Source organism: Spartobacteria bacterium UBA695 (assembly GCA_002298145.1).
Classification (GTDB): Bacteria; Verrucomicrobiota; Verrucomicrobiia; order Chthoniobacterales; family Chthoniobacteraceae; genus UBA695.
On the sequence record DBMP01000004.1, the window covers coordinates 74,812 to 98,033 of the forward strand.

14 protein-coding genes and 1 tRNA gene are annotated in these 23,222 nt (G+C 58.3%); 7 read left to right on the plus strand and 8 right to left on the minus strand.

Features of this window, described 5'->3' with window-relative positions:
- Positions 1-66: 66 nt before the first annotated feature.
- A complete protein-coding gene (locus tag B2828_RS01490) occupies positions 67-672 on the plus strand; it encodes an HD domain-containing protein (protein ID WP_479631905.1) in 606 nt (201 codons plus the stop codon).
- Positions 673-711: 39 nt separating this feature from the next.
- On the opposite strand, the gene B2828_RS01495 is transcribed toward B2828_RS01490, so the two are convergent.
- Positions 712-1,824, minus strand: coding sequence for a M24 family metallopeptidase (locus B2828_RS01495; RefSeq protein ID WP_479631906.1), 1,113 nt, complete (start codon positions 1,822-1,824; stop codon positions 712-714).
- Between the two features lie 160 nt (positions 1,825-1,984).
- On the opposite strand from B2828_RS01495, the gene B2828_RS01500 reads away from it, so the two are divergent.
- A tRNA-Ser gene (locus B2828_RS01500) sits at positions 1,985-2,076 on the plus strand.
- Positions 2,077-2,313: 237 nt separating this feature from the next.
- On the opposite strand, the gene B2828_RS01505 is transcribed toward B2828_RS01500, so the two are convergent.
- From B2828_RS01505 to B2828_RS01535, 7 genes are all read right to left on the minus strand, one after another.
- Positions 2,314-5,619 (minus strand): hypothetical protein, encoded by a 3,306-nt coding sequence (locus tag B2828_RS01505; RefSeq protein WP_479631907.1) that lies wholly within the window; start codon positions 5,617-5,619, stop codon positions 2,314-2,316.
- A 52-nt stretch (positions 5,620-5,671) separates the two neighbouring features.
- Entirely contained in the window at positions 5,672-9,070 is a 3,399-nt protein-coding gene (locus B2828_RS01510) for a cellulase family glycosylhydrolase (RefSeq protein ID WP_479631908.1), read from the minus strand.
- Between the two features lie 37 nt (positions 9,071-9,107).
- Positions 9,108-12,680 (minus strand): Verru_Chthon cassette protein A, encoded by a 3,573-nt coding sequence (gene vccA / locus B2828_RS01515; protein WP_479631909.1) that lies wholly within the window; start codon positions 12,678-12,680, stop codon positions 9,108-9,110.
- Entirely contained in the window at positions 12,677-13,279 is a 603-nt protein-coding gene (gene vccD / locus B2828_RS01520) for a Verru_Chthon cassette protein D (RefSeq protein WP_479631910.1), read from the minus strand. The genes vccA and vccD overlap by 4 nt, the downstream gene beginning before the upstream one ends.
- On the minus strand, positions 13,267-14,250 hold the full coding sequence (gene vccC / locus B2828_RS01525; protein WP_479631911.1) for a Verru_Chthon cassette protein C: 984 nt from the start codon (positions 14,248-14,250) through the stop codon (positions 13,267-13,269). The genes vccD and vccC overlap by 13 nt, the downstream gene beginning before the upstream one ends.
- A gap of 3 nt (positions 14,251-14,253) precedes the next feature.
- Positions 14,254-14,775, minus strand: coding sequence for a Verru_Chthon cassette protein B (gene vccB / locus B2828_RS01530; RefSeq protein ID WP_479631912.1), 522 nt, complete (start codon positions 14,773-14,775; stop codon positions 14,254-14,256).
- Between the two features lie 138 nt (positions 14,776-14,913).
- On the minus strand, positions 14,914-15,930 hold the full coding sequence (locus tag B2828_RS01535; RefSeq protein WP_479631913.1) for a LacI family DNA-binding transcriptional regulator: 1,017 nt from the start codon (positions 15,928-15,930) through the stop codon (positions 14,914-14,916).
- Between the two features lie 135 nt (positions 15,931-16,065).
- On the opposite strand from B2828_RS01535, the gene B2828_RS01540 reads away from it, so the two are divergent.
- From B2828_RS01540 to B2828_RS01560, 5 genes are all read left to right on the plus strand, one after another.
- A complete protein-coding gene (locus B2828_RS01540; RefSeq protein WP_479631914.1) occupies positions 16,066-17,094 on the plus strand; it encodes a glycoside hydrolase family 130 protein in 1,029 nt (342 codons plus the stop codon).
- A 6-nt stretch (positions 17,095-17,100) separates the two neighbouring features.
- Positions 17,101-18,531 (plus strand): ADP-ribosylglycohydrolase family protein, encoded by a 1,431-nt coding sequence (locus B2828_RS01545; protein WP_479631915.1) that lies wholly within the window; start codon positions 17,101-17,103, stop codon positions 18,529-18,531.
- A 200-nt stretch (positions 18,532-18,731) separates the two neighbouring features.
- On the plus strand, positions 18,732-21,119 hold the full coding sequence (locus B2828_RS01550) for a beta strand repeat-containing protein (RefSeq protein WP_479631916.1): 2,388 nt from the start codon (positions 18,732-18,734) through the stop codon (positions 21,117-21,119).
- A 19-nt stretch (positions 21,120-21,138) separates the two neighbouring features.
- Complete coding sequence (locus tag B2828_RS01555; protein WP_479631917.1) at positions 21,139-21,726, plus strand: hypothetical protein; 588 nt, start codon at positions 21,139-21,141, stop codon at positions 21,724-21,726.
- A gap of 51 nt (positions 21,727-21,777) precedes the next feature.
- Positions 21,778-23,022: an acetylxylan esterase gene (locus tag B2828_RS01560; protein WP_479631918.1), complete on the plus strand. Its 1,245-nt coding sequence runs from the start codon at positions 21,778-21,780 to the stop codon at positions 23,020-23,022.
- Positions 23,023-23,222 lie beyond the last annotated feature (200 nt).

Sequence of the window (23,222 nt, forward strand, 5' to 3'; positions counted from 1 at the left end):
CTTTTGCGGCAGGAGTCAACGACAAACCGTCTCGCCAACGCCCGGCCCGTTGCTTATTCAATGGGCATGACCGCACCCGTTTTCCGCCAAGCCATCGAGGAGTACCTCCGCGCGAACGCCTTGCCGGTGGAGAAATTCAGCCACCAGCCCCGGCTCTACCTACTGGCGCGGAAGCTGGCCGAAGGGCTCGCTGTGGACGACGACGTGCTCCACGCGGCGGCTTGGCTGCACGATCTGGGGGTGTTCACCGGACATCGCCCCGAGGAGCTGGAGGCGCTCGCCCGCTGGGATAACTTGGCCTACGTCCTGGACCGCGCGCCGGAACTGCTGCGGCAATTCGCCTTTCCCGAGGCGAAAATCCCGGCTGTCATCGAGGCGATCCGCACCCACCAGCCCTCGGCCACCCCCACCTCGCTGGAAGGGGCGCTGCTGCGCGACGCGGATATCCTCGAACAGCTCGGAGCGGTGGGGATCCTGCGCACCGTCTGCAAGATCGGGCGCGACACCCGCTTTTCGACCTTTAAAGACGCGCTCCGTTCTCTGGAACGCGCCCTGCATGAGCTTCCCGGCAAACTGCATTTCCCGGCCGCCCGCGCGGAAGCCGAAGCCCGGGTGCAGGCGCTCGACGCCTTTCTGCAATCGGCTGAGGCCGAAGGCGGAGAGTGGCTCTGAATTGGCAAAGCCGCCCCCCTTTCCGGCGCCAATCTGACCTCAGATTTCCAGGCGCTTCTCGAACCGGCTCAGCACGCGGATGCCTTTTTCCGTCACCGTCACCACATCCTCGATCCGCACGCCCCCCAGCCCCGGATAATAGAGCCCGGGCTCGACGGTGAGAACCTGCCCCGGCTTGAACCGTGTGCGGCCAAAGCGGGGCTCCTCGTGGATCTCCAGCCCAAGGCCGTGGCCGGTGCCGTGGAAGAAGCCCGTCGGGCGACCGTCGCGCGTCTCGGTCGGATAGCCCTTGGAGGCAAAGAACTCGGTCAGTTTCCGGTGCACCACGGCCCCGTCCATGCCCGGCTTCATGGTTTTAAGCACCCAGTTCTGCCCTTCGAGCACCGTCTCCCACAGCCGCCGCTGGGCCTCGGAGGCCCGGCCTCGAACCACCGTGCGGGTCATGTCGCCAAAGTACCCGGTGCGGGCATCGCGCGGAAAGATATCCATGATGATAAGCGAATTCGCTTTCAGCGGGCCATGGCCGGTTTCATGCGGGTCGCACCCCTGCTCGCCCCCGGCCACAATGGTATTCGCCGGGCTGCCTCCGGCGCGAAGAATGGCTGAATCGATCTCCGCGCGCAGTTTTTCCGAAGTGAGGGTTCCCCCACCCCATTGGAGGCGTCCCGCGGAGCCCGTCTTGGTGGCCGAAAGGACTTCCATGGCGCGCGCAAGCCCCGCCTCGGTAATCACCAGGGCCTTACGGAGCAGGCGCAGTTCATCGGGCGACTTGAATTCGCGTTCCGGGAAAAACAGCCCCTTCACCGGCTCCAGTTTGACGCCCCCCTTGGCCAACGCCATGGCCAGCCCGAGCGGGAACGAAGCGGGCACCAGCGCCTTGCGAACTCGGCGTTCTTTGAGAAGCTGCAAGACCACCGCAGCAAACGTCGGAGAGCGTCCAGCACGCCCAGCCACATCGCTCCAGGCGAGCACCTCATCCACCTGGGCTTGAGCGCGGCCACGGTTGAGCTCCAGGTCATTGAGCATCACCGTGCGGCGGCCCCCGGCCTCCAGGAAAACAAAGGCATCGGGAGCGGAAAACCGGGTAGCATACAGGAGATCGGGATCGGATTCGCTAACAGCGACAATCAGACGTGCGGGAGAGTTTTTCATGGCAACAAGGGGGCCATCGTAACCGAAAGCCACCCAAAGATCGCGCCGAAAGTTCCGGAAGGTCGCCGTTGGGGTAGAGAAAGGGCGGAAAGAGCGCGCTGCCCGCCACTTTTTGGTTGCGCAACCCCCGGGGGCCCACTACCTTGGCGCGGCAACCAACGGAAGGGTGGCTGAGTCCGGTTTAAGGCACTCGACTCGAAATCGAACGATGGGGTAACCTGTCCGCGGGTTCGAATCCCGCCCCTTCCGCCATTTTCTACTCTGAAATGGTTGCCTTCTAAAGAGTTACAGTTCTCTCGTTCTGTTCACTCCTAAAACGGGTCTCATTTTTCGTGCAGTATCAGGCACTATGGTAAGGGTCAAAAAGTGCGGATTTTGGTAGCTTCTGGAGTATCCCCCTATTCTCAACCATGCCGTCCAATCAGCTTCGATGGACTGCCGGGCGGCGTAATGACATTATGGGCGCTGGACTCATCGCCTCGCTCTTGCCTAAATCTTTATAACTGGCGATGGCATCCCCTCTTTCCCTTCGGCAGAAACAGCCGAAATTGTATAAAAATAGGTCTGGTTTTTTTGGGTGGAAAAATCGGTGAATTCCGGTTCAGGGCTCCAGCCGACAAATTCGAAGGGCCCTTTCGCACTCGACGCCCGGTAGAGATTATAATGGCCCCGGTTCGTTTCGAGCGATGCCTGCCACCACAACCGGACGGCTTCGCTGCTCAGTCCCGTTGAGTCGATCCACGCGGCGACGGCCCCCGCAGGCTTGCCTGGTATTTCTGCGTGAGAGGAAATGCGAACTCTGAGCACCCCCGGGCGATGCAGCCGGAAGCGGATGAATTGTTCATCTTCCGCACAGGCGTCGATTCCAAATCCGTTGGGATGCTTAAACTGATGGTGGGTAAAGACAGTTTCTCCATTGAACGAGATTGCCGTGTTCTCGGAGCGCGACGGAAGCTCCAGCCATAGCGGTTCGTCTGCAAAAATCTCCACTTGGAAATCCTCTGCGCCCACATAGTTGATCACTCGGGCATGCAAAATTCCCCCCTCAAACGAAACGGCCACGGGGAGCGTACATTCCGGATGGAGAATATCGTGTTCACCTGTCTTTTGGGCATGGGCGACACATCGTGATATCGGATCGTGAAAAACGGCCTGTCCGTCGGTCAGCTTGTTGCCATTGAGAATATTCCCGTCCGCGTCGGTCCAGAGCCGATCGTAAATGACCAACCCTTCGCTGCCGACGGCCCCAAAGAAGTGCAAGTCGGTATGGTTTGCGTCTTTGACTAGTCGCTCCACGTGCACATCCGATCCGAGTTCAATCAAAGGTGTCCAAGTGCGAACGAAAGACGACTCTTGGATCGTCTCATAGCCTTCATCCGGTGGCAGTGTCCGAAAATAGCTTTCCGGCTGGGAGGGAACATGGAAGCTTTTCTCCGCAATCGGTGCGTAGGGATTGTGCAGCACTATATTGCGGCGCACAAAATTGCCGCCGAAAAGCTCGTTCATGCCCGCGGCGAACAACGTGCTTTCTTTTGAGGCAAGACGATGGTGTACCAGCAAGGTTGCCGGAGATTCTGCTCCCAGAACGATCCGCAGGTGATTTTGCCTTCCGCCAAGCGCCACAGCGAGAACGTCCATTTCTGTCGCTTCCTGATGGCCAAGAATGAAAGGCCCGGGCAACACATGGCCGTTCACCTCCACCCGTTCGATATTCACAACTGCGCAACCGGCGTTTGTGATTTTCAGCAACGACAATTCGTGCGTGCCGTCCGGGAGGTCGAACCATGCCTCGATTTCTCCGGGGTGGGCTCCTTCAGGGGCGGAAGCCGCATCCACCAGTTTTCGGCAGCCCTCCAGAGGCCCACGATAGGCGGCCCGGTCGTCAAAGCGGAATCCCGCGCTTTCCGCCCTCAGCAATGTGCCTGCCGCGATCCACGGGGACATGATGCGCGATCCTGCGCTGCGGTTTTCATAATCTCCCTTCCACGCATAATGGGGGATCCACGCCTCTCCGGCGGATTCCGGGTCATCCGTGTTTGTTCGGATAACGGAACCGATCAGCATGATGGATCGCCGCAGTTTTTCGCGCAGATAGGCGTCCATCGGGTAATGCTGAAGCAATCCCGCCGCCGTGTAGATGTCCTGGAAATACTCGCCGTCGCTCCCCCCGGTGGCGGTATTCAGACTGGCATCGGATTGGAATTGGGACGTAAGCGTTTGCGGATATTCAAAATTGATGTCGAGAAATTCATTGCCGACCTTTTCGCCGATATAGCGGAGATAATTCGAGACACGCCGCGAGGCCAGGCGAATCCAATGTTCATCTCCGGTGACTTCATACAACCGGATGAGACCCTCTGCCCGGTAGTGAATGGCGTCCCGCGAACGCGCCCATTGCATGTGCAGAGAAACATAGTAGCCGAAAAGCTCTCGGCTTCCGGGGCTGTCTTGAAGCCGGGCGGGCACCCGCACCGCTCCATAAACCGGATGTTCCAGGTAGCCCATGCCCCGCTCTCCGATCGCTTCGTGCAATAGCTCCGCGGAATGCGTAACCCGGAACGCTTCCGTCACCGCAGCATGCATGGTTTCCTCGTGCCCGTTGGCCGTGATGGTCGGCAGCAGATGTTCGCCACGGTAATTATGGCATTGCTCGGGAAAAGAGCGCATGGCGGTATGAACCTTTTGGGAATCCATGTATTTGGCCACGAACCGCAGAAGGCGTTCCTTGAGACGTTCGTCTTGGGTGACGTGCCAGAGCATGGCGACGGCGCCGTAATAGAAATTCCCCGTCCCGCAATACTCAAGATAGCCGCTTCGTTTTTCCGGGAAGAAGGTTTCCAGAAAGTCCGTCAGGCAAACGTAATCGGCCACTCCCTGGAGCAGGTTTGCCGGAGCGTTTCCGCGCAACGCCATTTCCACCAGCGGCATCACCATGTAGGGGCGAATCCACATCGTGTGTCCGGAGGCGTAGAAGGTCTTGGCAAAAGAATCATAGTAGGCCAGCGGGAAAGCCCCTCGGCGCGCTCCCAAGCGGGGATCCGCGTACCGATGGAGTACCCATTGGCAGGCAGCTTCCGTCGGGTTCTTCGCGGCGGGCCCATCGTTCCGGCGCACGAGGATTTTCTCCAGGCGTTCGCCTCCGCCTTCAAAGATCCTGTAGTTAAATTCCTTCTCGCGGAATCCGTAGGGAAACGGGGCCGAGAGGTTCAGCCGCCAAGCGCCGGACGCATCCGGCTCGGCGATGTAACACGGAATCATACGCGCCGAACGCACATAAATAACATCCTCCGGCGCCAGATCCAGCCGGAAGCCCAAATCGGGATCGAAGGTTTTCACGGCAAACCGCAGCCGGTGGAGGCGATCTCCCTCCAGACCGGCCAACTCGTGGGTCTCCCACTCCGAACCGCTGGCGGCGCAAGCATCGTCGTCATTCCCGCCGGGGCGCAAATGCACCGTAAGGCGCTCGATGGGTTTGGGCGCGTAAAACTCCAGGGCAAACATCGCGGCGGACACCTCCCGGGAAACAACAGGCGTAAAGCAACCGTAGGCGTTGTCATGGCAGTGAAAGCCAAAGCCGTAGGTGACACCGCCATCTTCGGGATTCGCCCGGGGGTACTTTCCGCCGACCAGTTTTTTGAACGGACGCACGAATCCGTTGTTGATCGGGATGAACAGGTTGGAGTAGCCCGCGTCCTCCGCCTCGATTCGCACCGGTCCCGATTCGGGGGCCGCGCGGCCCGAGAGTTCGAAGGTTTCCAACGGCGCAACCGCTCGTGTGTCTCGATTAGTCATCATGCAATCCTCTGTTTTTAGAATACCATTTGTGCAAGAGAGCCTCCCGGTCTTTTTATTTATGGGATTGTTGCTCTTCGGATTTGGATGCTCCGCGCTCCGGCAATAGTTTTCCGTATAGGGAGGGATCTTTTACTCCGCCGATGCCGCCGCCCCATTCAAGGTAGCCCTGCCTCCCGGCCCCGTCGTTGTTGTTGACGACCATGGAGAGGCGCAACGGCCGCCCGGGAACGTAAACCGCCGGATACAATTCCGACCATTCAAGGAAAAGCCGGTAAGCGGTGACGCCGTCCTTGCGCGCAATCTCACAGTTCCCATACTGGATGGGGCTGTTGTCAAGTGACCGGCGCGCGGGAATATCCGCTCCCGAATCGGCATTCTTGATTTTCCAAAACACGGTGCTCCCGGGTTTCAGCGCCGCTAGAATTTCGGCGTTCTGTCCGTGGCGTCCCCGTCCCTCGCAGTCGATGCCGATTTGCACCGAATCCCCATTCCACCACTGGCTTTCTTCATTTTGCACGTGCTTGGCATCCTTGACCTCGATTTCGATTTCAAGCCCCTGTTCCGTGGCGCTCACGCGTGCCTTTGCGGAAATGGGAACCTTGGGGGCGTCCGCAAAAAGCGGAGTCCATTTCCAGTTCTGGTCGATCCATTTCGCCTCGGCTTTTCCCGTGGCATAAGAGGCAACCGGCGCATCCGCCGACTGCCGCTGGATTCGCTCAGCCGGGTCCAATGTATCCGCGTTTTCCGCCGTACGCCAGGTGTCGGCCAAAGCGCTTAAATAATAGATTTTACCGGAAGCGAGTTCTTTTTGCCCCTGGATCGGGAGTGTCTTGCCTTCCCAATCCTTCAAAATGGAAGAGCCGCTCGCGAAAATCGCCGCCCGTTCCAATGGCGCCGGGCCTTTTTCACTCCAGAATGCCAGGAGCGGCCCGTGGTCAGTTTGCAAAACAATCCCGGTGGCGTCGTCGCCAAGCCGCACTTCCTTTACAAAACGGGCTTCTCTTCCGGTGACTCGCAGAAACTGCGCCATGACGACCGCTGGATGGCGGGGTTCGAGCCGAGGCGCGCGGCGGAAGAGTCCTGCGCAATGGGTAAACCACTGATTCTCCCGAGCGAAAGGGAGCACTTCCTTTTCCACCTGGTCGGTCATCTCGAAAATGACCAGCATCGACACGCCCTGCTTGATTTGCAGCAACGCCGATTTCATCATGCGTAGCGAGAGCGCCTCTTCCGAGGGAAGGTCTTTGCCATCCGCAAAACTGCCGATCAGAAACGCGTGCCATTCCGAATTCACCACCGGCTTGAAGGGCACCTGATGGGCCTTTTCCACGGCCTGAAAATTTTCCACATCCACATTTCTTCCATGGAGCGAAAGGTCGTCGAAGTAAGCGCCGCCGCCGCCCGCTAGCACGCGATTTAGAAATTCCCGATAGGATGGAGTATCGGCGATGCCCCCATTCCAGACTCTTGCCTCGGGCTGCAAGCGCTTGATGGTTTCATACCCCGCCTTTTGCAGCCGGAGATAATTTTCCGGCGTATCGGACCAGAAGCAACTGGCCCCGGGGAGGTTGGGTTCGTTCCAGATTTCCCATGTCCGGATCGTCTCTCCGTAGCGTGCAATCGTCTTTTCGATGAACCGGGTGAAATCGTCCATGTTCACCGGCGCATAGGCGGAGGCTTCGCGAACGCAAATGTTGATTTTGTTTTCCCGCTCCGGATACGGAGACGCCCAAATGGGGGTGTAGCAAAACTGGCCTCCGATCTCGAACCCGGCCTCGCTGAGCGCCTTGACATCGGCGTCCAGCGCGTCCCAGCGGTAAACATCCCGAGCGGGCTGGATGGCCTTGCCCAGTGATGCAAAATGAGCCCCCCATGGAATGGAGTGGATCATCGTAAAATCGAAACCGACCGCTTTGGCCAGTGGAATTTCGCTCTGGTTGAGGTGATATTGCCAGCCGAATTCGCCGATGGCTTTCGGCGCGGCATCCCACGGGGCCACGACGGCCACACTGTACGCCGCGCGTTCAAAGCGGGCTTTCGCGCCGTTGGGCGCCTGGATCCAGAAAACGTCTTTTAGTTCCACTTTTTGCCCGGACGCTCTGTTCCAAGAAAATGCGATTTCGTAAAATCCGGGTTCCGAGGGATGCCACACCCAGCCCTCCCGCAAAAGCGCTTCGCGCGAAACGGAAATCGTCTTGAGGCCCTTGCCGGAGCCATCGGTTATCTGCCCCTCCAGCGCCTTCAACTCCGCGGGAACCTCCGGCTTGGCCGGTTTGAAAACAACCGCCTCCCCCGTCTCCCACCACGCTAAAGCTTTTGCCGCTTTCAGGGAAAACGTTCCCGGCGCGTCGGCGGCGGTATTCGGGACGTTGGCGCTCCATTTTTCCTTGAGAACAGCGAGGCGGTCGGTTTCCTGCCCGCCCCCCTGCGAACCGTCAATCGGGGCATCGGGCGCAACGGAAGGGTCCCAGCCGTTCCAGCCCCCGAGGGAATGAAAGGTCCAGTCCCACCCAAGCTTTTCGAACAAATCAATCGAGTCCTTCAACCACTGGGCGTTCCCTGCGGCCCATCGAATCACACCAAATTCGCCGACTAGAATGCGGACCCCCGGGTTGCGTTTCTGGAAATCAATGACCGGCTTCATGCTCTCCTCCAGCCTCTGGGCATTCCAATGCTTCACATCCGTTCCATCACCAAAGGTCGGGCAATCGCCCGGATAAGAATACCACCCGCGAGTGTCGACCGCCGATGCGTTGCCCACGTGGCTCACTCCCTGGTGCGTGTAGGCATGGGGCATATAGTGATGGAAGCTGTAAATGACCCGCGCGTCGTCCAGCGTGGGCATCTGCTCAAACCCGGAGGGCAATCCCCACGGGCCCGGCTCTACCACGATCCAAATCGAGGCGTCCGACTCGCGAATTGCCGCGACGGATTGCGGGAGCGTCTGTTTCCACCAGTTGTCTGCCTCGGAGCTTTTGTAAGTCGGCTCGTTGAGAATGTCGTAGCCGATCAAAGCGGGTTCGTCTTTGTAGCGCGCCGCGAGGGCGCGCCAAATCTCGACAATCGAGGAACGGTAGTTCTGCCCGTCCGCAGTCTGATTCCAAAACACGTCGAGCCTACGCCCGGGCACTCCCGAGAGGCAGAGAATCACCTGGATGCCCCGAGCCCGGCAGGCGGGAAAGACCGACCCCAGGTTGGCGAGGGATTTCTGGTAAGGGGCCAGCGGATCCCCTCCGGCCTCCGCCCCCTTGTCCATGTCGAGATTGACGCGCAGCGCGTTGCACCGGTACGCCGCCATACGCTCGATCAGCGCCGGGGTGACATCGGCGGAATGCACGTTATTGCCCCGCAAACGGGGAAAGATGTCCCGTGGAATTCCGGCAAAGACGCCGGTGGCGAACACGAGCGACAGCAAGCTGTGCAGAAGGTATTTGAGGAATGTTTTGGTCATGGTCAAGGTTGATTCCCGTGGGCTCGTGCAGCGGAAACTAGGGATTGAACTGCGTATTGCGTATGACACGCCACTTGTAAAACGAATCCAGCGTCTTGTCGCCCGCGAGCGTGGAGTTGGCTGCGTCCTTCGCGTAGTCGGGCACCGCCGTGTCAGGAGAGATGAACCGTTCGATCACCGTGGCCCCGCGGTATTCGCCGATAACCGAGTCTCTTTTTTCGGTCCAGGTTCCGGTCGCAGCGGTTTTTGGGGGGCAGAGCGTCTGAACGCGGAAATGAACCGTGTAGGTGTTTGAGCGGACCGTCAGGCGCGGATAAAGAGTCGTGTACACTCTCTCTCGCAAATTATCGCCCGTGAGTTGGTGAGCGGACCAGAAAGCGGTCATGCCGGAGAGGGACGTTCCCTGCGGCACAATGTCGAGATCGCAAATTTCCGAGGCCGCTTTAAAAACATCCCCCGTCGAGAACTTGCTGGTGAACTGTTTGAGCGTCTCCGTGACATTGACCGAGTACCGATATTCCCCTGTATTACCGCTCGTTTTGTAGCCGGATTGATCGTTGCCGATGGCCGCCACTTTCTCGCCGTTCAACAAGGCGTAAATACCCGTCACCCGCGTCAGGTTGGTGAACGGCAGGATCTGGTAGTTGAGGTTGATTTTTCCGGCGGTGGAAAACCGGTCGCTGATGGCGTAGGGCTCCACCACCGGCATCCAGAAAAGGTCCATCATCAGATGGTCCTTGGGACTCGCCGCGCCCGGGTGGCCGTCCTGATGCCGGAAGAGCAGCGTTTGCCAGGGTGTCCCGGATTTCACCCCTGTCGGAAGCGATCCGAACATCCCGGGCGAGGGCATCTGGCGGTTCGGGGAAAAATAGGTGTCGTTGGTTGGAACCTGGGTGTAATCGTTGGTGAAATAAGGGATGGCCGAAGTTCCCGCTCCGTTCAAGTTCCCCTCGTCGGGCTTGTTGACATAGGGGCCGTCCGGCGAATCCGCCATTCCCGTGTCGTAATCCCCCGTGGACTCGGGGGTTACCGAGGCGTCCGAGGGGATCTTGGGGGCACAGCGCGCAGTATAAGTAATATTGGATATGTATTTTCCGCCAGAATCCCAGGGTGTTTCCGCAGAGGGGTCGTAGGGCGCGCCGAAGCTGGCGGCGATCCGCCGCGCGGTATCATCATAGCCGGGATGTTTTTCAAACGGTGAGCCCGAAGAGTTGTCGGTGCGGTTTACGCTGGAGGGGAGGGTGATCTGCTGGGCCGCCGCGATCAGCCGGTAATCTCCATGGGACGGGATCACGGTGCGCAATACGTCGAAATTTTTCTGCACCACGGCCCCGTTGCTTGTGGGGGAATTGCGCGCGTAAAGCAGGCGTCCGCCGGGCGTGGTTGTTCCGTTGATTCCCTTGGCTTCCATCCGCCACCAGAATTCCTTGGCCGTAGCGCCGTAGGTATTGTCCACCAAGTTTGGAATCGGGAAGGTTCCCCCCGGAATTTTGATTTCCATTTTTTGCACCAGGGCGGATGATGCCGTGCTGTCACCCGCATAAAGGCTGACGGTCACCACTGCCCCATTCATCACGATGGTGCCCCCGGTGGTCGAAATCGTAATCGGACTGCCTACGAACGGATAATCCGGGGTCGTTTTGGAGGGGATGCTCCGGCCTGGCGCCGAGGTATAGCGGAAGCAAAGGTTCCCGCCGTAATCCCGCCCGTTCGACATCGAGCCAAGCGGCTTGGCAAAATAGGCGCTCTGCGAGGCGGGTAGCCCCAGGGGTTTTGTATTGCCCGCGCCGTCGGTGACGCTCAACTGATCGAGGCCGACGATTTGAACCGTCACGGAAGGGACCATTCCGTTCCAGCCCTGCATCACGGAAAATAGCTCCAGGAGCGTCGCGGCCTGGATTCTTTTTTGATTCACGCCCAACTTCGTCCCGCCCAGGGTGTTGTTGGTCGAGGGATCGTTGCTGCCAAGGGACTCATCGGTGCCGGTCGTGCTCGGGTCATCCGGCGCGGCATTGCAGATGAAGAGCGTTCCGATTTCGCTCAGCGTGGCGAAACGGCCGAACCCCATGGTGCTGTTGGGCCCGTGGGAAGGAACGACCTGGCCGTAACCGGGCCACCACAAACCGCTGCCCAAACCGGGGTTGGCGCTGCTTGGGTCGCGGTAGCTGGTGTACTGGTAGCCCGATCCGGTGGTGGAGGCGGATGTCTTGGTCGCCAGCATCGAATCGTACAGATTGACGGAGCGGATATAGTCGAAAATCTCCGTCAGGATCTGGTCGGCATCGGACGGATACTTGTCCGAGAAGCGCCCGCCGGAACCGGGAATCGACTGGGACATGAGGTAATGCAGATATTGGTAGATTTGATTATTGCGTGTGATCGCCACATCGCCGGTGATGCTTTGGGAGTCCGCGCGTTGGAAATAATAGGGTACCGTAGCGCCGGTGGTTCCCGTTGACGCGCAAAAGGCGATCAGGCGATCGAAGGCGGTGGTGTAAGGGCTTTCCGCGTTGGATGCGAGGTCCGAGTGGATCGGCCAGCAGGCGACGCGGGGCAGGTTGAACAAATTGGTTTCGGGGGAACGGCTCTGCGCGGTGATGAAGAATTTTGCCTGCTCGACCTGAGCCTGCGAAAGCCCGGTGTTTACCGACCGCGACGGCGTGTAGAGCAATTCATCCACGCTGGCGTACAACCGGTCGTTGTCCAGCGTGATGGCTGCCGTGGGAGCTATGGTGCCTCCATACGATCCGCCCCCCTCCACGCGCGGAACGATGGCGTAAATCTGCGACCCCGAAAGCGCCGGGAAAACGGAACTCAGGCAGGTCATCGCGGGATGCCCCGGGTAACGCTGGAATTCATTGCGCGCAGGCTGATAGGAGGCATAGGCGCGTTCGGTGGTGGTATCGGCCCGCGGCATGTCCCAATAGGTGCCCTCGCCGGCGGTGTTGATATTGACCTTGCAGCTCTCGTCATCCGTCCAGAAGGCAATCCGCCCCACGATGGACGATGTCCCCTCCACTGCGACGGTGTTCGATCCTGTAGCCGTGGGTGCCACCACCGAGCCGTCCTGCAACACATAGAGCCACTTCACCGGCATGACGACGGACGTGCCAGAAGTGTTCGTGTAACCCGTGGGAGCAGCCGAGGGGTCGAGGATCGGATAAATGCCGTTCATCGGCTCGTTCAAATCGGTCCACAGGGCTGGAGAGGAGGCCCAGTCGGAGGAGGGGAGATCGGACGAGCTTCCGGAGGCGATACCCGCCGATCCGGAAATCATATCCGGTGCGCTATAAAGCTTGTAGGCACGCTTGAGACTTCCCGCCGTATCGAAAGTGCGAACCATGCCAGGCTGCGAAACCCAGGCGATATTGGAGCCTTGCGTGCTGGCAAGGTTGATTTGCCCCTGCACCAGACTTACCGCTGTATCGGCAAGCTGCCGGGTCGTCACCGAGGAATGGAAGCTCGACGCCGCAACCCTTTCCATATTGGCGCGAATCAGCAGACCCACAACCAGCGCCGCGGTGAGCGCGAGTATGGCCAGCACCGTTACGAGCGCGAATCCCCGTGCCGTAAAGGCCGGGCCGCTGCTGTTTGAAAAATATTTGTTCATGGCCTGAAGACGGTGGTTTTGCCCGTCAGCGGATTCACTTGGAGCGTATAGTAATTGGGGGGAGGATTGCCGCTTGCCGTGGCGTAGTTCAAAGTCACGAAGTTATTGCTCGTGGTGAGGGCGCTTTCCGTGAAGCCGTTTGCGCGAAAGCGAAACCCGGCGCACGGGACGGCTCCATAGGCTTGCAGCCGCATGGTGCCGGTGTTGAGGGTCAGCATGGGCGAAAGCGCCGGGGTCGCCGAAATGACGACACCTTCCGGAAGGCGCTGCATCCGCCCCAAAGCCACGGTGCCGCTGGTCGAGGAAATCCCCCAGAGCTGGAGCGCGCTCCAACTGGTGCGTTCGCCGTCCTGAAGCTGATAGAAAGTGACCAGGATATCCATGTTTCGTGTAATCGCCTCCTGCCTCGCCAGCGCAAACTGATCGCCGACCACTTGCCCGGCGCGATTGAGGTTCGTCCCGGAAAGCAGTGTGACAGCCGAGGGAAGGGCGAGCGCGGTCAATACCCCCACGATGACCAGCACCAGCAAAAGCTCGATCAACGTAAATGCCGCCGCTTTTCCCGTTCCCTTTTGAAGGCCGTATTCTATTTGCTCCATTTGGATTCCCGGATGGGGACCGCGCTTGAAAATACGCGGTATTCGATGTTGCTTTTGATCAGGGCCGTTTCGAGATCGCTCAAGTCCTTTTTAAATGCCGTGTCGGAGGAGGTTTGGAACTTTCCCGCCAGAGCCGACTGGATCGCCGCGGGTTGCGAGGAGCCGCTCTCCAGTCGTTTCGCGGAGGTTTCATCAATGGCGACCATCGTCACTTGGATCACCGGCGGCAGTTGATTGGCGGTGATCGGCTGCGGGTTACTGGCCGCATTGGTCTCGGTGTTGTAGGTGTAATCGGTGGTGATATCCGACGGGGTTGAGGAGGGGTCCTGCGGCCGCAGAATCAAGAGAATGACATTGTCCGCCGCAATGGTGGCCTTGCCGGAATTATTGGTAAACCAGTCCGTCGAATTGGTTCCGCCGGAATAGATCCCGTTGCTTTCCGTGGGAACGAGCAACTGCATCAGCCGGTACCGGCTGGGATTGACGGCAGTGAGGTTTGCGCTGTTGAGCACGTGGGCGGGGATGTCGGTATTGGTCGAAAAACTGATATAGTATCCGCACGTGTTCAGTAGCGAAGTGAGCGGGGCGTTTGCCGTCACTGCGGAGTAACCCAGCGGAGCCTGGAAAAATACTGCCTGCCCGGTATTGGCAGTGCCGGGGAAGGGGCCCGTTCCCGCCGGACCACAGACAAATGCCAGTTCGGACTTTCTCAAGTAACGTGTGGGCGCGGTGCTGCTGTCGTAATCAAGGTAGGTGTTGAGGGTGGCCTGGCTCAGATTCCGGGTCAGAAGATCAAAGCCGATGCGGGCGCTCTGGAAGGCTTCGATCTTTTCCGAAGAGCGCTTCCACACCGTAGAAGTCTGCCGGATGACCGAAAGCAGGATCGCCAGCAACAGCGAGAACACCCCCATGGCCACCATCACTTCGAGCAAAGAAAATCCGCGACGGGCCTTATGTAAACTTCCGCGCATCGCTCAATTACCCGAGTTCGGCACTAAAATGTTGAAATAATCCGTTCGCTTTTGCGCCGCCGACGCACTCGGAGCCGAAACCAGTTTCACCTGAACACTCACGAGGCTGTCGGCGATCGTGTCGCTCGTCGCAACGGTGGCGGACCCCGGGTAAAGTGGCGTTGCGATATTGGCGGTGAGCCAGTAGCGCGTATTCGTTGTGGGGGATGTTTGCGCCTGCCCTTCCTGATCGTAGTAAAAAGTGGTCTCGGAAAACTTGTCTTTCAATCCACTAAATGGGGTCAGCAGGGTCTCACCACTGAATTTTTGGATGATCTGCGCCTCGACGGTGCTGTCCATCGCGGACCGCAGCGTATTCAAGCCCGTGGGCACCACCCCCAGCAGCGAGAGCAACGCGACGGCGACCACGCCAATGGCAATGGTCACTTCGATTAGACTGAACGCAGCCCGGCTATTTCCAGGGCGGCAAATTGCGGAACCGGTTCCGATGGATACGCTGACAATCTGGGGAGCATGACGCGTCATTAGAATGTGGGGGATGCGAGATATAGTCCACCATTCGGGGTGTTTCGTCAACACGAAATGAAATAAAATGAAACTCTTTCATACCACTCACCAACCCTCTTTGACGGAAACGCTTTACGTCAAAACGTGAACGCTCGCTTATTCCTGGATTGCCACCGCCGCCGTCGAGTGCCGGGCGACCAATGAAATCGCGATGTGCTTGGAAATGCAATTTTTCCGAACGGTCTTTTGCTTGGCATTAACCATCGTGCGTAGCATCTTCACGGCTTCTACGCCCATCGTATAAGCCGGAGTCTGCATCGCGGTGATGGGCGGGTCCAGCAGGGTCAACGCCTCGGTTTCCTCAAATGCCAGTAGAGAAATATCCCGAGGCACCGAAATCCCCATCGCCTTGGTTTCCGCCTGAAAGCCGGCCGCCAATTCCTCGTTGGTGATGATCACGGCGCTGGGCTTCTCGTGCGGACTCAGCAACTGACGCGCCGCCGATCTGCCCGCTTCATAGCTCGCCTCGTTGCACTGAATGCAAACCGGCTTGTCGGAACCGATGGCGCTCATCGCGCCTTCAAAGCCACGATAGCGGTCCAAATGCCCTTGATCCAAATGGCTGAAGGAAACCATGGCAATCCGACGGTGCCCCAGCGACAGAAGAAATTCCGCCGCGTTGCGTCCCGCGTCAAAGTCGTCCAGAATCACCTGGAGCACGTCGTCATCCTGCGGTTTATGCCCGATGACCACATGGGGCAACCCAGCTTCGTCCAGCCGGTCAGGAATGGAATACCCCTGATAAAGAGAAATCAGAATGCACCCCGACACCGCCTCCTGCATATAAAGCTGCCGAAGGTCGCTTACATCCTTGGCCTGGGAGGGGAAGCGGCGCAACTGGAGCCCAAAACCGAGCGCAAAAGATTCATCGGCGATGCCGCTCATGATGCGGGCCACATAGCCATTATCGAACGCCCGTTTGTAATCCGGCGCAAAGACCAAAAAACGGTTGCGATCCAGCGCCTTCCACCGCGGCTGAAAATTCAGCGTCTCCATCACGGTTTTGATCCGGTTGGCTACTTCGGCCTTCACGCCTTCGCGTCCGTTGATCACTCGTGAAACCGACGCTGGCGAGGTTTGGGCGGCCTTCGCGATATCGTAAATCGTCATCATGAATAAGAAACTGTTTCATTTTTCCCTATTGGGGTCAAGAAGCAAACCCGTTTGAGATGTTTGCTTTCTGGCGTGTCATGAAATCAATCAATATTTATATTGCTATTCAAGAAACTGTTTCAGTATGATCCATCCATGCTCCTCGAAAGCCAAAACTCCAGCCGCACTGCTGCCCCTGCCCAGAACGGCCATCCCACCCCCAAAACAACGCTTCCCCTGACTTCCCGCGTTCTCAAAAAGCACCCCGCCAATCCCGTTCTTTACCCGGGGAAATTCCCGGAAGGGGTCATGTACGTCTTCAACCCCGGCGCGATCCGCTACCAGGATGAGTACATCATCATCGCGGATGCGGCCACTTACGCCCAGCCGGTGGTCTTCTGGATCGCCCGCAGCAAGGACGGCGTGCATTTTACGCCCGACCCGGCTCCGCTGAACTGGCCGCCCGCTCACCCGGATCATCCCGAAGATTGCGTCTACGATCCTCGAATCACCAAAATCGGCGACGAATATATCATCGTTTACGCCAGCAGCTCAGAAACGGCGGGCGTACGCGTGGGAATTGTCAAAACCAGGGACTTCAAAACTTTCGAGCGCATTTCCATTGCCAGCGAGCAAGGCAACCGCAATGGCGTGCTCTTTCCTGAAAAAATCAACGGCCTCTACGCCCGTTTGGATCGGCCCTTCGGCGACGCCAACGACACCTGCGGCGTGTGGGTCAGCTATTCCCCGGACTTGATCTACTGGGGGCGCTCCCGGCCAGTGTTGCACCCCCGCCCCGGTTTATGGGACGGGCTGAAAGTGGGCGCGGGGGCGGTTCCCATCAAAACAGAGCAGGGCTGGTTGGAAATTTACCACGGAGTCACCAACACAGGCGCGGGGTTGATTTACCGGCTGGGCGTCTGCCTGCTGGATCTGGAAGATCCCTCTCGGGTAATCGCCCGCGGCGAAGACGCCATCCTCTGGCCTGAGCTTCCCTATGAAATGGTCGGCCGGGTGGGCAATGTGGTCTTTACCTGCAACGCCCTGGTGGATGCAGACCGGAACGTGCGCATCTATTACGGAGCCGCAGACACCTGCATCGGGCTGGCCGAAGGAAAGCTCGATGATCTGCTCGATGCCTGCCATCGCAGGAACCCGCTTCTGTTGCACACCCCCAGTTTGTAAGATCCTATGGTATCGCCAAATCACGTCGCCCGGATCCACGGCTGCTGGATGGGAAAATCGGTCGGAGGGACGCTCGGGCTCCCCGCCGAGGGGAAAATGGAACGGTTGAATTTCTCCTTCTACGATCCGGTGCCCACGGTGGCTCCGCCCAACGACGATTTGGAGTTGCAACTGGTGTGGCTTCACCTAGTCGAGCAAGCCGGTGTCTCGTTGACACAGGGGGACTTTGCAAACGCCTGGTTGCGCCACATTCACTACATGTGGGATGAATACGGGCGTTGCCGGTGGAACCTGCGGCGGGGAGTTCCGGTGGAGAGCGTGGGCACATTTGAAAACCCGTTTCATGCGGGAATGGGCTCTCCTATTCGCTCGGAAATCTGGGCCTGCCTTTTTCCCGGCGATCCCGGCAGCGCTGCGCATTACGCGGCGCTGGATGCCTCGCTCGATCACGGCACCGAAGGGATCGCGGGTGAAGTTCTTTTCGCCGCGATGCAGAGTGAAATCGCGGCGGGAAAGAGCCTGGAACAAGCCATCACCGCGGCCTTGCGCTATATTCCCGGGAATTGCGAGACCTTCCGCGCGGTCAATTTCGTCCGCGAAAGGCATCGCCGTGGCGTCTCCGAATGGGAGACATGGGAGGCGCTGCTGGAGTGCCATCAAAACGAAAACTTTACCCATGCACCGCTCAACATCGCGCTGACGCTCTGGGCGCTTTTGTACGGCGGGGGCGATTTTGAAAAAAGCATCCTTTTGGCCGTCAACGCCGGGTACGATACCGACTGCACGGCGGCGACGGTCGGCGCAACTCTCGGCCTTGCGCTGGGAAAAGAGGGGATTCCCCGGCGCTGGATTGCCCCCATCGGGGAAGGTGTGTTTGTCGGTCCTGGCATCCGGGATATTCCGGCTCCCGAGACCCTGACGGAACTCACCAGCCGGGTGGCGGCCCTCACGGGAAAACTGGACGCGAGAACCTGGGACGGCGGCATCTGGACTCAACGGCCCCCCGCCGTTTCCCTGGCGAGTTTGCCGGGAACGATTTCGCTTTTCCCTGTCGGCGGATCCGAACCCGCAGCGTGGGCCAACGGAGAACTTCCGGCGGCGGTAAGATCCTCGGGCGGAGCGCATTGGGAATGGAGAGGCGCGTCCGGCGAGCCGCGGAAAATCATCTGTTTGGCTCGGGGCGGCGCAAGGCTCTTTATTGACAATAAGCTGGTGATCGAATGCCCGGCGGGACTGCCTTACGTACCGGCCACCCATCGGAGCGCTCCGGGGTCGAGCGTCGATGTCACCATCGCCCCCGGCCATCATACCGTTCGCTTTGAACTCAACCAGCGGGACACTCAACAAGATGCATGTGTGATCCTGGCCTACCCCAACGGCCATCTTTGCCCGTGGACGGAAGCCGAACTGCCGGAGAAAGCCCTCTTGCCCTCATAACTCCTACTGCGGTGCTCCGCTGGATTGCCCGTGACGCATCGCCGCTACCCGTGGATATCCCCCAATTGAAATCCATCCTACCGCCTAAATTGAATTAATATGAAACTGTTTTCATTATTTCATGTTTTGTGTTGCCAACTTTCGAAATCAGCGATAAAAGCCAATCCGCAACGTCTAAAATAAAACCCCTATTTTACCCTATGAAACCCCGCATCTCTCCCCACAAGTCTTCGGGCTTCCCCCGTAATTACCGCTACTTGCTGGCATTGATAAGCGCCGCATATGTGACGGCAAATGGTATCGCCAGCGCATCCACCGTCACGTGGGATGCCAACACCACCACAACCGGCGCGCAGGATGGTGCGGGAAGCTGGACCACCAGCGGCACCAACTGGTGGATCGGAACGGCGAATACAACCCTTGGCACCTCGGATACCGCCGTTTTCGGAGCCGGGGGCACGGCAGGTACCGTGACGGTTGACAGCAACGTTACCGTCGGCAATCTCAGTTTCTCAGGCACCTACACGCTCGGCTCCATCACCGGCACCAACACCCTGACACTCGGCGGCAGTGGCGGGACCGGCGTGGGCATCATTGCCATGTCGATCGGCGGGGTCACCATCAATTCCTCCATCGTCAATAGCGGCACCCTTATTATCGGCAGCGCCACCAGCAGCGACTACAACGGCCTGACGCTGACGGGCACCAATGCCGGGCTAACCGGCAGCGCGATCATTGGAGGCACGGGAGCAGGCGGGACGGGCAACGTATTGCTGGATTTGAAAAACAGTAATGCGCTGGCCAGCACCTCATCCGTAACCGTCAACAATGGTTCCACCCTTCGCCTCGACCAACCGCTCTCTGGGGCCGGCATCTATACCATTTCCAATTTGACGATATCGGGCACCGGCATGGGAGGCCGGGGCGCCCTCAGTTTCTATGCGAACAATGGAAGCCTCTCGGGAACCATTACGCTTGCCGGCACCACCAATGTTATCCAACAGCAGGTAGGCAACTTCACGCTTAACAGCACCATTAAGGAAACCGGGGGGGCGCGCAACCTTACGTATCAACAACTGTCGCAGACAGGCACCCTGGCGCTTACGGGCAGCAACAGCTACACCGGATCGACAACCTTCAGTACCAGTGTGAGCGCCTATACCATCGGCGTCAACAAGGATGCCGTTTTCGGCGCGGCCCCCACCTCGGCAACCAATAACCTCAGTTTTGTTGGAACCAGCACCGCCTATTACGAAACGTTGCGAGCGGATGCCTCCTTTGCGATCAATTCCAACCGCAATATATCGGTATCCACCCTGGCGGGGTTCACCTTCGACACCCAGGGCTACACCCTGACGGTAGGGGGTGTCATTAGCGGCACCGTACCTATCGCCAAATCCGGCGCGGGCACTTTGATTTTGGCCGGTGCGAACACCTTCACCGGCGGGCTGAGCGTCAATGCGGGCAGCGTACAGATCGGCAACGGCACCTCCGGCTCTCTGGCGGGTGGCACACTTGCTATTGCCTCGACCGGCACCGCAGTTTTCAACCAAGCCAACAGTACCGGCTTTTCGGGTGCCATCACCGATAACGGAGTGCTCAAAGCCACCTCCAGTTCCCTAAACACCCTCTCCGGCAACATCTCCGGCACGGGTTCCTTCTCGCAAGAAGGCAGCGGCACCACCGTCCTCTCGGGCAACAACACCTACAGCGGGGCAACGAGCGTCTCCAATGGTGTCCTGACTGTCAACGGCACCTCTTCCAACAGTACCGTTAGTGTCAGCAACAACGCGACCCTGAGCGGCAGTGGTGTTATCAACGGCACCACGAGCGTTGCCTCGGGTAATATCAGTGGTAACGGTCTGACTCTCGGAACGACCACACTCAACGGTAACAGCACGCTCTCCGGCCACAATATCGCCAGCAGCGTGACGATCGCGGGCGGCACCACCACCCTAAGCGGCACCACCCATTCCACCAGCGCGCTTTCCGTCTCGGCGGGGGCTACGTTGAACGCCAACGGCACTATTGAGGGAAGTGCGAATGTCAGCGGTTTGCTCAAAGGTAACAGCACCGTGACGGGCAATCTTTCGCTGACCAGCGGCACCCTGTCACCCGGCAACAGCGCTGGCATCACGACCGTCTCCGGCAACTTCATCATGGATGCTTCCTCCAAGCTGGTCGCTGAAGTCAGCGGCACAGTAGCGGGCAGTTCTTACGACCAGCTCAAGGTCGCCGGAAGCGTAACCCTGGCCGGAACGTTGGATCTCACCACGTTGAGCGAACTGACGCTGGGCGAAACCATCACCCTCATTGAAAATACCGGCAACGGAACGACAACCGGATATTTTTCCACAATCATCACAAGCGGCAGCACCTATACCGTCAGCACCTCTGGCAGCACCTATACGTTTACGGTTGGCACGACGGAGTATGAAATCAACTATGCAGCAAACACTGATTCAGGCAGCACCTACAATGACGTGTCCTTGACAGTGGTTCCGGAGCCGGGCACCTGGACGCTGCTTGTGGGCGGTCTGGGGTTGTTGCTGGGCTGCCAGCGTTTGCGTCAGCACAAGGAAATATAGCCTTCCACAGCGCATGCACATGGGCAACTTAGCCTACCTAAATCGAACTATGAAAAGCTCTTCCTTTTTGAAATTCTTCTCGTTCATGGCCATGTTCTCTCTATCGGCTTCACTGCTGATGGGCCAAACTCAAAACACTACGGCTGATACGCCCGCAAGCGTCACCGCGTCCGTCCTGCTTCAGGAAAAATGGGACGGAAACTCCACGCTGGACTGGGCGCCCTCGCCGAAAATCATCGAACAAAAAGGCGCGCGCGCGCTCGAAATCAGTGCGGAAACGGCCAATGGGTTCCACGCGTTTTCAGCCAATTTGCCGATTGCCAAATACAAAGGCAAAAAATTGCTGATTTGCACCCGTGTGAAGGGTGAAAACATCTCCGAAAAACCCAAGAGTTTCAATGGAATCAAGCTGATGCTCATGGTGCTCAACACGGAGGGCGCGAAAGACTACCCCCAAGCATCGCTGCCCACGGGAACTTTTGATTGGCAGGACGTGAAGTGGAGCGTTTCGATTCCGGAAAATGCCGTTAGCGCGCGCATTTCGCTTGGGCTCGAAGAAGTCAGCGGCAAAGTTTGGTTTGATTCCATCAAAATCGTGGAACAATAATAGCCATTATTGTTCCGCTTTCCCGGCAGATAGGCTTCTCCGCCTCCTCCCATGAAAGGATTCTTTGTTTTATCCACCTCGCTGCTGATTTCGGCGCTTACGCTATGGGGCGGCGAACTCACCTTCACCGGCACCACGGATAAAGCCGTCGCCCTTTATGAACCGGGGGAGAAAATGGTCTTCGACGTCCAGCTATTGGACAACGGCAAGCCGGTGGCGGGTAAAAACCTGCAATGGAGGAGAACCGGAGACGACGCCCAGACCGAGACGGGGAAAGCGGTCTCCTCGGAGGCCGAACCGCTCACTGTTTCAACGAAGCTGAATACACCCGGCTTTGTACGCATTGAGGTATGGGCTGTGGACGAACAAGGCAACCCGCTGGTCGACTCCAAGAACAAGCCCGTCCGGTTTGACGGTGGAGCGGGTGTCGAAGTGGAAAAGCTGACGGGCATTCCGGAACCGTCCGATTTTGACGAGTTCTGGACCAAACAGAAGGCGCGGCTTGCCGAAGTCCCTTTAAAATTCAGGCTCACCGAAGTTCCATCAACCAACCCCGGCTTTGTCGTTTACGACGTCAAGATTGATTGTGCCGGAGGCAAGCCGGTATCAGGTTATCTTACGAAACCAAAGGATGCCGCGCCAAAATCCCTCAAAGCGCAAATCGGTTTCATGGGTTATGGCGTCGCCTCCGCAACACCCGGTTATGCGGCAGGTACGCTGACCCTCAATATCAACGCGCATGGCATTGAGAACGGCAAAGATGCGGCGTATTACGAGAATCTCAAAAACGGTGAACTCAAAGGGTATGCGTTCAAAAACGACGAAAACGTCAAGCCCGAGACCGCTTACTTCAATGGCATGATCCTGCGGGTTTTGCGTGCCCTTGAATTCTTCAAAGCCCAGCCGGAATGGAATGGCAAGGATCTGACGGCCGCCGGAGGCAGCCAGGGCGGATTCCAGGCTCTCGCCGCCGCTGCCCTGGACAAGGACGTCAGCATATGCGTTCCATCTATCCCATGGTGCTGCGACCTCGGCGGTATAAAGCTGGGGCGCCTGCGCGGCTGGAGGCCCGACTACGCCGATGGCCTTGGCTATTACGACGCAGCCAACATGGCCAAGCGCATTCATTGCGAAACCCGAATTATCGCCGGATTGGGCGACTATGTTTGCCCGCCTTCCGGGGTCTGTGTCCTCTACAACAACCTTCAAGCTCCAAAGCAACTGGAGCTACTCCAGGGGAAAACCCATCCCTATACACCTCCCAATCCTCAGAAAATCACGTTGAGCAGCCATTGAAGCTCCCGTGAGCCGAGAATGCGATATGAAACGGAAGGGGGGAGCAATCCCTTGGACTAACTCTCCGTCTGGTCCAGAAATGAGAGTCACGTCAGGGTCCTTATTCTACCTAAAACTAGAAGGAACCCATGTTTTATGTAGCAATATGGTAGGATATATTTTCCAACAGAGTAATTTCCATCGACTCGAAATCGAACGAT

Coding starts and splice junctions, on each gene's coding strand:
- B2828_RS01505 (WP_479631907.1), bottom strand. CDS start 5,619: ATGATGACTAATCGAGACACACGAGCGGTTGCGCCGTTGGAAACCTTC.
- B2828_RS01490 (WP_479631905.1), top strand. CDS start 67: ATGACCGCACCCGTTTTCCGCCAAGCCATCGAGGAGTACCTCCGCGCG.
- B2828_RS01560 (WP_479631918.1), top strand. CDS start 21,778: ATGAAAGGATTCTTTGTTTTATCCACCTCGCTGCTGATTTCGGCGCTT.
- vccA (WP_479631909.1), bottom strand. CDS start 12,680: ATGAACAAATATTTTTCAAACAGCAGCGGCCCGGCCTTTACGGCACGG.
- vccC (WP_479631911.1), bottom strand. CDS start 14,250: ATGCGCGGAAGTTTACATAAGGCCCGTCGCGGATTTTCTTTGCTCGAA.
- vccD (WP_479631910.1), bottom strand. CDS start 13,279: ATGGAGCAAATAGAATACGGCCTTCAAAAGGGAACGGGAAAAGCGGCG.
- B2828_RS01535 (WP_479631913.1), bottom strand. CDS start 15,930: ATGATGACGATTTACGATATCGCGAAGGCCGCCCAAACCTCGCCAGCG.
- B2828_RS01540 (WP_479631914.1), top strand. CDS start 16,066: ATGCTCCTCGAAAGCCAAAACTCCAGCCGCACTGCTGCCCCTGCCCAG.
- B2828_RS01555 (WP_479631917.1), top strand. CDS start 21,139: ATGGGCAACTTAGCCTACCTAAATCGAACTATGAAAAGCTCTTCCTTT.
- B2828_RS01545 (WP_479631915.1), top strand. CDS start 17,101: ATGGTATCGCCAAATCACGTCGCCCGGATCCACGGCTGCTGGATGGGA.
- B2828_RS01510 (WP_479631908.1), bottom strand. CDS start 9,070: ATGACCAAAACATTCCTCAAATACCTTCTGCACAGCTTGCTGTCGCTC.
- B2828_RS01495 (WP_479631906.1), bottom strand. CDS start 1,824: ATGAAAAACTCTCCCGCACGTCTGATTGTCGCTGTTAGCGAATCCGAT.
- vccB (WP_479631912.1), bottom strand. CDS start 14,775: ATGACGCGTCATGCTCCCCAGATTGTCAGCGTATCCATCGGAACCGGT.
- B2828_RS01550 (WP_479631916.1), top strand. CDS start 18,732: ATGAAACCCCGCATCTCTCCCCACAAGTCTTCGGGCTTCCCCCGTAAT.